The 11,219-nt window shown below is 47.3% G+C and carries 10 protein-coding genes; 6 read left to right on the forward strand and 4 right to left on the reverse strand.

Translation table 11 applies throughout. From position 1 onward, the window contains the following. The first annotated feature begins 4 nt into the window (after positions 1-4). From AMS66_RS10625 to AMS66_RS10635, 3 genes are read left to right on the forward strand one after another with little or no spacing between them, the layout of a single operon-like run. The gene (locus AMS66_RS10625) at positions 5-457 is read left to right on the forward strand and encodes a flavodoxin (RefSeq protein WP_053780763.1); all 453 of its coding nucleotides are present in this window, start codon (positions 5-7) and stop codon (positions 455-457) included. A 6-nt stretch (positions 458-463) separates the two neighbouring features. After that, entirely contained in the window at positions 464-1,267 is an 804-nt protein-coding gene (locus tag AMS66_RS10630; RefSeq protein WP_053780764.1) for a hypothetical protein, read from the forward strand. Between the two features lie 52 nt (positions 1,268-1,319). Then, the gene (locus AMS66_RS10635; RefSeq protein WP_053780765.1) at positions 1,320-1,886 is read left to right on the forward strand and encodes a nitroreductase family protein; all 567 of its coding nucleotides are present in this window, start codon (positions 1,320-1,322) and stop codon (positions 1,884-1,886) included. 22 nt (positions 1,887-1,908) lie between these two features. Here the strand turns inward: AMS66_RS10635 and AMS66_RS10640 are convergent, their stop codons facing one another. Both AMS66_RS10640 and AMS66_RS31695 read right to left on the reverse strand, forming a co-directional pair. Further along, the gene (locus AMS66_RS10640) at positions 1,909-3,366 is read right to left on the reverse strand and encodes a 4-hydroxyphenylacetate 3-hydroxylase family protein (RefSeq protein ID WP_053780766.1); all 1,458 of its coding nucleotides are present in this window, start codon (positions 3,364-3,366) and stop codon (positions 1,909-1,911) included. A gap of 205 nt (positions 3,367-3,571) precedes the next feature. Next, positions 3,572-3,724 (reverse strand): DUF1540 domain-containing protein, encoded by a 153-nt coding sequence (locus AMS66_RS31695; protein WP_072733378.1) that lies wholly within the window; start codon positions 3,722-3,724, stop codon positions 3,572-3,574. A gap of 353 nt (positions 3,725-4,077) precedes the next feature. Between AMS66_RS31695 and AMS66_RS10645 the strand changes: the two genes are divergently transcribed. Further along, positions 4,078-4,890, forward strand: a complete 813-nt coding sequence (locus AMS66_RS10645) for an AAA family ATPase (protein WP_053780767.1) — start codon at positions 4,078-4,080, stop codon at positions 4,888-4,890. A 163-nt stretch (positions 4,891-5,053) separates the two neighbouring features. On the opposite strand, the gene AMS66_RS10650 is transcribed toward AMS66_RS10645, so the two are convergent. Together AMS66_RS10650 and AMS66_RS10655 are read right to left on the reverse strand one after the other, a co-directional pair. Then, positions 5,054-6,517 (reverse strand): HAMP domain-containing sensor histidine kinase, encoded by a 1,464-nt coding sequence (locus AMS66_RS10650; protein WP_053780768.1) that lies wholly within the window; start codon positions 6,515-6,517, stop codon positions 5,054-5,056. Next, positions 6,502-7,188 carry a response regulator transcription factor gene (locus AMS66_RS10655; protein ID WP_053780769.1) on the reverse strand — a complete coding sequence of 229 codons (687 nt, stop codon included), beginning with the start codon at positions 7,186-7,188 and terminating at the stop codon, positions 6,502-6,504. Before AMS66_RS10655 ends, AMS66_RS10650 begins: the two co-directional genes overlap by 16 nt. Before the next feature lie 191 nt (positions 7,189-7,379). Between AMS66_RS10655 and AMS66_RS10660 the strand changes: the two genes are divergently transcribed. After that, the gene (locus AMS66_RS10660) at positions 7,380-8,099 is read left to right on the forward strand and encodes a YceI family protein (protein WP_053780770.1); all 720 of its coding nucleotides are present in this window, start codon (positions 7,380-7,382) and stop codon (positions 8,097-8,099) included. A gap of 244 nt (positions 8,100-8,343) precedes the next feature. Continuing rightward, positions 8,344-11,219: glycosyl hydrolase 53 family protein (locus AMS66_RS10665; protein ID WP_201782160.1), on the forward strand; the 2,876-nt coding region annotated here is incomplete at its 3' end.

Below are 11,219 nucleotides of genomic sequence, written 5' to 3' on the forward strand. Positions count from 1 at the left end.
ATAGATGGCTAAATTGTTAGTGGCTTATGCAAGTATGACAGGAAATACGGAAGAGATTGCGGAACTGATTGTTGAAGGGATTAAACAAGGTGGGCATGAAGTGGATCTCAAGTCCGTCACGGATTGCAATGCCTCTGATGTGCTTGATTATGATGGGTTTCTTATTGGAGTATACACGTGGGGAGACGGTGAACTGCCAGATGAATTCCTCGATTTTTACGAAGAACTGGATGAGATTGATCTGAGTGGCAAACGAGCAGCGGTGTTCGGAAGCGGGGATACTTCTTACGAGCAGTACTGCGGGGCCGTGGATCTCGCGGCTGCGAAGCTGCTGGAACGTGGGGCGGAGGTATCTCCAGAGATGCTGAAGATTGAATACAGTCCGATGGAGCAGGAGAAGGATACATGCCGTGACTTTGGCAAACGTTTCGCTGCTGCCGGATTACAGGTGTCTTAAGAACTCATGTTAAGACATAATGTTCAGGCAGCTCTGCAGCCGGGAATGTCAGACGCCCCGGTACGGCTGCTTGAAGATTACAGATTGGAAGAGATGCTGCGTAGCCCGCACCGGTTCATCCGCCCGGAACCGGAGGCAGAGCAGCGCTCTCCGCTGCAATGGAGACATCGTGTACAATATGCAGTCAGCCATGCGGTCAACGCTTTTTACAGTTTGGACCCGGAAGTACGCAAAGAGGTGCCAGTACAGTACTTACTCGAAAAGTGGTGGCCCAGAAAGGCAACCGGATTCGAATCGGTACTTCATTACTGGGATGTAAAAAACAAAATTACGGATGAATTATCCCTTGCAATTGCCATGAACGATGATCTGAAGCACCCGACCATTCTGTTTGAACAATGGCGAACGGAGCTTCCTACCTTGTCGATGCATCTGTCCATGATCTTCCAGGTGGCCTGGCAGCCAGAGGGCTGGGATTCGCTGCTCATTCAAAAATATATGGTTGTCCATGATCCAAACGTTGTTGAGGCGTTCCAGCATATGGTGAGCGCGTTTTGCTGGGAAGCATTTGGCAAGCTGCCAGGCATGATCGAAATCTATTGTTTACTCGAAGGTCGCAAGATTCGATATATCCCTGGACGTCAATCGCTTGTTCGTTCCATGGATTATATTCGACTGATTCGGGATAGCATTCCGAGCGAAGAGAAGGTGGAGTCTGACCAATTTACGGTTCGAGACAAAGTCAGAGTGCATGAAGAGGTCGATCGGTGGAGAAGTGAGACTGAACCGAAAAAAAACTGGTTGATGTGAGGAATGACAAGGGATGTTGTGATATATCGTGCAGATCAAGGAGGGATGAGCCATGTCTACCGGTTTGAGACAAGATGCAGCAAGCGACAAGAAACGTACAGGAACTTGTGAATTCAGCCCGTTGCCCGTGCCACAGTCGGTTATAAGACGGTTGCTGGATGAAGCAGATCCATCTTTATATGTGATGAGTTCAGAGCCTTGGCGGTTTATGTTGTTCGCCAGTGAAGGACGTCAACTGTATCTGGAGGCGGTCAGACAGAGTTACCCACCACATTTGGCAGATCGTTACGGGGACTGGGCTACATATCAATATACAGAAGCTATCCCAGCACATCTGGTTGTCGTCGCTCCTTCAAGTGCGAGGGAAGACCATTTAATGCCTGCAAAAGCCTGGAGCAAACGTTTTTGCATCCTGGCAGCGGAGCAAGGCTTAAATGCGGTCTGGAAGATCAATGATTATCAACAGCATCCCGTGTTTATGAATTTGATGGGGTTAACGAGTGAGGAAAAGGTATTGGGGGTATTCCATATCGGTTACGGAGACCAGTCTGCACTTCGGGACACCGACGCAGGCAGACCAGCCTCTGAACTGATGACGGTTTACGACCATCTGGTTTAAACGAGGAGATCATCCCTCATTCTTATTTGCCGGTCTTGGCAATAAAATTACGAACAAGCTGACGATACGATTGATCAGCGGAGCCTGCTGAATACAGCCGATTCGACACGGTGATCGTGTTGCCAAAAAAGAACCGTTCAAACTGGGTCTGTCTGCCTCCGAAAGATCCAGCTCCAAGCTCCCAGATCAGGCGGAACAATGCTGTGCGTTCCTGGGATACCATGTCGGTTCCTTTCAGGTACGTATTCAGGTGCGGTGCGATATCGGAGCGGAATTCTTCTTCCTGAGGCACCATAATTACACCACTGGAACCCAAGAGCTGCAAAATTTCAATCATCTCTGGATACAGTTTGGGGAATAAAAGGTTTGCTGCCATTAATGGTTTGGGGGCAGGTATTATAAATCCACGTTCATCTGTTATAGCACCGGATTCTGCTGCCAGAGCCAGTGCTTTTAACGTTTCAAGACCCGTGAGTACCCTGGCTGTTTTCTCTACCACATGAGTTTCAGCAGCTTGGTCGAGCGTGTCAGCGAGTAACTGAATGGTGCCCAGGACAAATTCGGTTTTGGCAATATACCGGCATATGACCTGATGTCCTGCGTGAATGTGAAAATGGCTTCCGCTAAAGAGGCGGCCAGACATTTCCTCATTACCGGCGAAGAATATCCGTTCATGAGGAACAAGCACATGATCAAAAATGACGATGTTATCCATCTCTTCATATCTGGAACTGAGTGGATAGTTGAAATTGGATTCAGCTGCGTAGGTATCCCGGCAGATCAGACTGATGCCTGGTAGATCATTCGGAACAGCAAAGGCAAAAGCGAACGGATTTTCATCTTCGAATGGTGCCGGTGAAGGGGAAGGATACACCAGGATTTCGTCTGACGTGGCAGCCTGAGTGGCCATCATGAATGCACCATTGATGATCAGACCTTCTTCAGTGCGATCAACCACTTTGGCGGCAATGGCATCTTCGATCGCGTCCAATTGTCCCGAAATTTTACTGGCATGAGGCTGGATAAAGGCATGGGAGAGGGTAATATCATTATCCCGGCAGTAGGCATAGTAGTTTCTCAAATTTTCGGCGTATTGTGGCGATACTTCTTCAAGAATATCTGCCCCAGTATAAAAGGCCATAATTGCTGTGTTCATATAATCGGGTGATCGTCCCAGAAAACCATGGTGAGTCCCTGACCAAATATTCATTGCTTCTCGGCGTCTGCGCAGGTCATCCACACTGGTTGGAGGCAGAAAGGACATACCTACTGGTTTTCCATCAGCAGGAGATGCATAAGTCATCGTATCGATTAAATGTGGATCGGACTGAAGATCGTACAGCTTCGCTTGTGTCTCCATTAAACCTGCAAACGCAAAATGTTCAGAACGTTTTCCAGTAACAAGCTCTCCTTTGTACCAGCAGGGGACCGTCTGGGCATCGATACGTTCAATATACTGTTTGCCACTTTTTACGGGCATCGTTACTCACCTCTATGACTTATTCGTTCATGGGCAGTTTGACTGCTCTCGTAGTGTACGTCAATAGGCAGTCCAATGTGCATGAAGAGAGGGAAGTTCAAATTTTGCTGAAAAGAGCTTGATAATAATTATCATTCTTGTTACAATAGAAAAAGAAAAAGGAACCGCTGAGGGCTCCTTTAACTTGTACAATTTGAAATTTTCCTTATTTCACTTCAAATGTTTTGCAATCCGTTTCAGCGGATTCGCTTACTTTTTTGGAACTGTGACTCACGATGTAGATTGAAGATGCGTTGCATTTGTTCTCTTGAGCCCAGTGACGACAGGAATTAACCTCACATAATACGTCTTTTGCCATGATTGTTAACCTCGCTTTGATTGGATTACATTCGTTGGTATAGAGAACATCCGGAAATGACAAGTTGCCGCTTGCAAATCTGGAAAAATTTTGTGCTCTCTTGAGTAAAAAGAGGGCTATTTTGCGTTATACACAACGATGCATATTTAGAATAGCAAATTTTGCTGCCGCATGCAACAAATTGGACAGATCTTACCAAAAATGATGGACAAAACATGATAACTTTGCAAAGAGGCCGTCTTATGATATGATTTAATAGTAAAAATTACGATTAAAACAATCGTTAACTAGGAATGAGAATGAATTGATGCGGGATAACCCCCTGAGACATAGAAGAAGGAGAACGATCAACGATGAGCAAAACCAACCATATAAACCGGATTCCACGAGCAAAAGGCATCGATATGGCTGCTTTTTATTCACCAAAAGAGTGTGGACGAAAGGCGAAGCATATTGTATTCTCCGCAGACAATGAACGGGTTGTTGAGGAGTTTATTACTATTCTCGGTATGAAAGAGCAGTTTGCAGAGCACGATGTACCGATGCCGAACAAAATGGTGATGTTTGGTCCTCCGGGTACAGGTAAAACATTAACTGCCTTCCATCTTGCACACCGACTTCAGCTTCCACTGGTCCTTGTAAGACTCGATGCCATCATTCATAGCCACCTTGGGGAAACGGGAAGCAACGTTCGTAAATTATTCGAATATGCACGGGCTAACCCCTGTGTGTTGTTTCTTGATGAATTTGATGCCGTTGGGCGTACACGTGAAAGCAATGATGAGGTTAAAGAGATGGCTCGTGTCGTAAACACATTGTTGCAATGTCTTGATGAATTCGAAGGAGACAGTATTCTTGTTGCCGCGACCAATCTGGAGACACAGCTGGATCAGGCGATATGGCGGCGATTTGATACCAAAATGACCTACAGTATGCCTGATGAGTCGAGCCGTAGATTATATATTAGCAAACTGATGGGGCAGTTTGAACAGGAGAGCCAACTGGAAGATTACACATGTGAACGCCTCACAGGATGCAGTTATGCGGATGTAGAGCAGATTGTCTTAAAAGCTAAACGAAAAGCCATTATTGCAAGTAGTCCATTGCATGAGCAATTCATTAACGACGCATATGTAGAATATATGCCGCGTGTACTGGCCACATAGCTTGCCTATAAATATCAGCAACAACCAGGTCATATATCGAATAACCCGGTTCCTATGAAGGAATACCGGGCTATTCGATATTTCAGCAATTTGCTTGAGTTGTGTTCTTTCTTTGCTTCTTAGGCATATGGATAAATCTCGTTTATGACATGCAGGGATCGAGCTAGGCGTTAGCCGTTGAGCGGTAAGATGATTCTATCTCTGGTTTTTCAGGACCCGACCAACGTGGCAAGGTTAAGGTGAAAAGACTGCCCTCGGGACTGCTGAAAGTCAGGGTTAACTCCCCTCCCTGGGCTCGAGCAAGCAGCCGGCTATAGGTCAGTCCCAGACCTAGCCCGCGGATACGGAGTTTTTTGGCCTCGCCACGATAGAATCGTTCGAAGATTTTGGGTTGATCTTCTTTGGTGATACCCGTACCGTTGTCCTGTACATCAACAAACAGATTGTCATCCTCGGTGCGCAAACGGATATGAAAGACGTTAGTTTGATCGGAAGCTGCTGCTTGGAGCCCGTTATTGAGCAGGTTGACAATGATCTGCTGAATCCGAAGAGCATCTCCAATAGTATAAAAGGTGCCCGAAGGTGTTTGCAGCTCAATTTCGGGAGACTTATCCTCATAAGCGATTTTCCACTGATAGATAATCTCACCTACCAGCAAATTCAGATCTATACGTTCCCGACGAACAGCAACACTTCCAGCGCTCATGGCATTGTAATCGAGCAGGTCAGCGACCATGCGTTCCATACGTTCGGATTCTCTGAGTGCAATGTCCAGAAATTCCTTCGCTTCCTCGGGACTCACGATATCATCCCGAACAGCCATCACAAGTCCTTTAATGGACGTTACTGGTGTTTTCAATTCATGGGTTACCCCAGCAAGCGACAGGGCACGCCATTCTTCTAATTGCTGCAAACGAATGGACATCTCGCGAAAGGATTCAACGAGTTCATTCATCTCCCGTTCCCGTGTGTTCAGATCCAAATTGACTTCATAGTTTCCGATTCGAATCTGCTCCGCGGCGTGGGCAACCTGGCGAATAGGCCTGGAGAGCTTGCGGGAAAGGAGGTAGATCGTAAACCAACCACACAGGATTAATGCGACAAACAGGATGCACACCACCAGCATCGTTTCCGGATTGTATGCAATGGACTTTTTGGATTGCATGACCCACACTTTCCCAAGCGTCTGATCATCATCTGTGACGTTAACCGTCACCCCAGCGAATTTTTTGTTTCTTGGCTCGCGTAGGTCGTCAGACAGCCTATTATACACATCCTGCTGTGTCATTTTCGGTTTGGAATAGATCAATTTATTATTGTTGTCGAGCACCATAATACAAAAGTAATTGTCCGTATTGAAAAGTTTGGTACGCTTGTCCACGAGCCTGTCTAGATCCGGAGGGACATGAATATTATTCTCGGATCCAGTTACCTTCTCGGCGATTTCCAGTCCCAGCAGCTGTGCCGTTTTGAGACCTTTCTCTATGGAAGTAGTTCTGATCCAGTAGAGTGCCCCTGCAACAATAATGGTGAAACCGATGCAGAGGATTAGAAAATATCGAAGCGTCCAGTAGGACAGAATGGATGTTTTACGTTTGGTTGTTTTTCGTTTTAGTTGGCGATCCAAAATTGATACCCCATTCCCCGTAAAGTCCGAATTTCTCCCGTTTCCGGCAACCAGTGGGATAGTGCCTGACGCAGTCGTTTGATCGACAGGTCCACAGCCCGGTCACTTCCGTCATAGTCCATGCCCCATACCTGTTCAATTAGATGGTCCCGGGTAAATGTACGGTTGGGGTACTCCGATAGAAACAGGAGCAGTGACAAATCACGTGGTGTCAGTGCAACCTCTGCTCCGTTCAAAAGTACCTGTTTGGCAGCCAGATCAATGACCAGATTGCCAAAATAACGTTTGCCCTCACCTTCAGCAGTCCAGTGTGGATTGCGGCGAAGTACAGCATTAACCCGGGCCACAACTTCCTCGGGTACAAAGGGTTTGCTCATATAATCGTCAGCACCGGCATTCAGCCCGTTCAGTCGGTCCTGAATATCATCCAGTGCGGTTAGCATGATGACGGGACAAGCACTTTTTTCACGGATGATTCGCAGCAGATCCCAACCGTCCATTCCCGGCAGCATCACATCCAGCAAAACCAGGGAAGGCACATCCGAATCAAATTGAGACAGGGCAGTAGGGCCATCCGCTGCATGACGAACGTCGAATCCCGCTTTTCGAAGATAGGCAGCCAGCACTCGGGCAATTGCTTGCTCGTCTTCGACGATGAGTATGGATTTCAAGAAGGTGTCTCCTTTCACTTCAGAAGCTTGTGTACTGATTTTACATGAGCGGAAGCACAATGCCAATGAGGCAATTGTTTTCAGAAAAAAATGCGTTGTACGTCATTTCTTGACGTCATCCTGACACAGTGGGCTGTTAAGATGCTGATAAATAATCAACTTATACAGTTACCCATTGGAGGAGAGCAGAGATGAACAAAAAGACAAAAACATGGATGATCTCAGGTGCGGCAGCAATCGTCATTCTTGGGGGCGGAGGTTATTATTTCGCGAACAGTTACCTGGGCAACAACGTTGAGATTGAGCAGGTGCTTCCTGCGAGCACGGCAACGTCCACAACGGAAGCCGGATCGGACAGCGGCACAAGTGTATCCAACGAAGCTGCGGGAGCAGAGCAATTGAATGGAGACTGGAGCATTAGCGAAGGTTCGAAAGTATATTTCTCGGTAACGACATCCCGGGAGACGGTCAATTTTGCGGACGAGCAGGTCAGTGGTAAATTAACCCTTAATGTAGACGATCCTTCTCAGATGAAAGCGGATGGGCAGATCGAGATGAGTGACATTGATTCAGGCAATAGCCAGCGGGATGGACATGTGAAAGAGGCCGATTACTTCGATGTTTCCAACTATCCACAAGCTACATTTTCTGCAACCTCATTTGATGGTGTACCGACGGAATGGTCGGCAGGGCAGACGGTTGACTTTAAAATGAACGGAACCCTTACGATAAAAGGCATTGAGAAAGAGGCTACGTTTGACGTAAAAGCCGCTTATGAAAATGATCAGGTGTTGTTGTCGGCAACAACGATGGTTACCTTTGAAGATTTTGGTATGGAAAATCCACATTCGGTAGTTCTTTCTACTGAAAATGACATTCAGGTGCAACTGGAGCTGAAGCTCAGCAAATAAGCATTTGAACATGCAAGACCCGAATCTGTTCCAATCCGCCGTGTGGTGGAGGGGACAGATTTTTTATGTTGAGAATGGGAATCGATCCGCGATGAGCAAGAAATTACCAATAAATCTGTTAAAATAACTGCTGTTTCCTTGGCATAATACCGTGTCCTCGTTTATTGTAAAGCGCTTACAATGATAATGATTTACAACATTCATTGTTCAAGTTGAACCAAACACGATAAGGGGGAGATCAAGCGTGCACAAAAGATACATAAGCGGCTGTATCGTATTACTACTGTTGTTCTGTGATCTGGGTCTGATGGTTCGGCCAGCGGCAGCGGCGAAAGTAAACGTTGCACTGGGCAAGACGGTAACAGTCAGCGCTGAAGATCTGCAGTGGGGAGGCAATAAGGAACATGCAGTTGATGGTAAAGGGGATACGTATTGGAGTGCAGACAGTGCGACATCAGTAAATAAGCCGCATCAACTGACCGTAGACCTTGGAGCTCTATATCAGCTTTCGGGGGCTGAGTTGACGTGGAAAGACAAGGATAAAGTCGTAAAGTTTCTCGTCGAAGTTTCTGCTGATGGCACGAACTGGACACCGGTAGCGGATCAAACGTTCAATGAAGCGACCCAGAGTACAGCCGATCTGGATTTTCAGACTGACTCGGTTCAGTACGTAAAAGTCATGATTCCTTATTATGCGGGGGATGGCTGGTGGCCAGGCATATCCGAGCTGCAAATCTGGGGCGAGGAAGAAGGGCGTGACCCGGCAGATATCACAAGTTATGATGCAGTCAACGTGTCTACCGTAAGCCGGAGTGCGCCTGTTCTGCCAGCAGAAGTTAAGGCACATTACCAGAACGGTAAATCGGGCCTTGTCCCGGTCGAATGGGAGGAAGTTGCTCCTTCACAATATGCATCAGCAGGCAGATTTACCGTTACAGGTGATGTATATGGAGCTCCCATTCCACCTGTAGCTACCGTTACGGTAGAAGGATATCGCAGTGATTTTGTCAGAGGAGTGGATATTTCCACGTTAACCGCCATTGAGGATAATGGAGGTTATTATCTGGACAGTAATGGCGCAAAACGCGATCTGCTCGATATTCTGAAAGACCGTGGCGTGAATTATGTGCGGCTTCGTCTGTGGAATGATCCACAGAAATCCAATGGATACAACGACAAGGAAGATGTGATTCGTCTAGCCCAACGGGTAAAAGCGAAGGGCATGAAGATCCTGCTCGACTTCCATTATTCCGATGAATGGGCGCATCCTGGTCAACAGCTTCGTCCGAAGGCTTGGGAAAACCTCTCATTCGATGAATTGAAGACGGCGGTATATGATTACACGCGTGAAGTGGTAGGCGAGATGAAGGATGCGGGCGCGATGCCCGACATGGTACAGATCGGTAACGAAATCAACAGTGGCGTGTTAAATGGGCTGAAGAATAACGTCAACTTTGATGAAAACGTTGCCTTACTTCAGCGTGGAGTGGACGGCGTGCGCGCAGTTACTAGCGGAGATCAGGTTCAAATTATGATCCATCTGGCAGAAGGGGGCAGAGCCGATACATTTGACTGGTATTTCGGCGAATTGGAGAAACGGGGGCTGGAATACGATATTATCGGACTGTCATACTATCCATTCTGGCACGGGACATTCGCAGATGTGCGCAAAACGATGAATGAGATTTCCGTGAAATATGGAAAAGAAGTCATTATTGCGGAAACGTCATATCCATTCTCGTATAAAAACGGGGATGCTCACGGCAATATTATCGGTAACCCGGAAACGCTAAATGTCGGTGGGGCGACCTTTCCGGCAACCGTACAGGGACAATATGATGCGATTGCAGGCATTATGGATATGATTTCACAAGTGCCCGATCAGAAGGGAGCCGGTTTCTTCTATTGGGAGCCTGCATGGATTGCAGCCAATGTAGGCTGGATTGCTTCCGAGGGAGACGCATGGGAGAATCACGCCATGTTCGATTATGACGAATACCCGGCGAATGGCGGTTACTCGTATGAAGGTCGTGCTCTGCCATCGCTGGATGTGTACAAACGTGGACTCGACATTCTGCCCGCAGATCGGAAAGAGTTGTCCGCAGCCATTACACGTGCACAGGCGCTTGAATCCAGCGATTTCACACCTGAAAGCTGGCCTACATTAGTTCCTGCCATTGCAGCAGCAGAGAACATTTACAAGCTCGCTTATACATCTGGTGGTGTGACACAACAGGATACGGATGCTGCGACGACCACTCTTCATGCGGTTATGCAGCAGCTCGACGTTATACCTGCGAATCGGAACGCTCTCGAGGCGATCATTGCCGAAGCCAAAACATACAAGCAAGCGGACTGGTCTGCTGCAACATGGGCTGTATTGACCAAGGCTCTTGTCCAAGCAGAACAGGTGATGGTAGATTCAAGAGCAACCCAGACCGAGGTGAATACATCAGCAAAACAAGTGGAAGCAGCAATCCATGGTTTATCCAATGTGGACAAAACCGAGTTGACACAATTCATCGGTGAAACACAGCAACTGACCGAATCGTCATATACACAGCGAAGCTGGGCAAACCTGAAAGCGGCATTGCTATCGGCAATCACTGTGAGAGACAAGCAGGATGCCAATCAAGCCGAGGTGCAGGAGGCTCTGACTACACTTCAAAAAGCGAATAACAACCTTGTTTTGCTGGAAGCATTAACAACAGGCAAAACAGCTACTGCATCAAGCAGTGCAGGTACAGGTGGTGGTGAAACCAACTCGCCTGGGGGTGCAATCGACAGCAATCCCAATACTTCATGGGGCACAGATCAAAGTGTGGGTAGCTGGTGGCAAGTAGATCTGGGAACGACAGCTGTAATTCGCAAGCTGGAAATGTCCATGTGGAGTGGGGGGATTAAATATAAGATCGAAGTATCCAACGATAACGAAAACTTTGTCAAAGTCGTAGATACAACAAGTGATGTGGTTGTATCCACCAGTCCAAGACATATCCTGCCCGCAGGCACGGAGGCGCGTTATATTCGCCTTACAGTAACGGCAGGTTCCGAATGGGTAGGCTTTATGGATTTTGAAGCGTACGGGGTGTTCCCGGCGGACAAATCTGCTCTGGAGAC

Source organism: Paenibacillus xylanivorans, from assembly GCF_001280595.1.
Lineage (GTDB): Bacteria > Bacillota > Bacilli > Paenibacillales > Paenibacillaceae > Paenibacillus > Paenibacillus xylanivorans.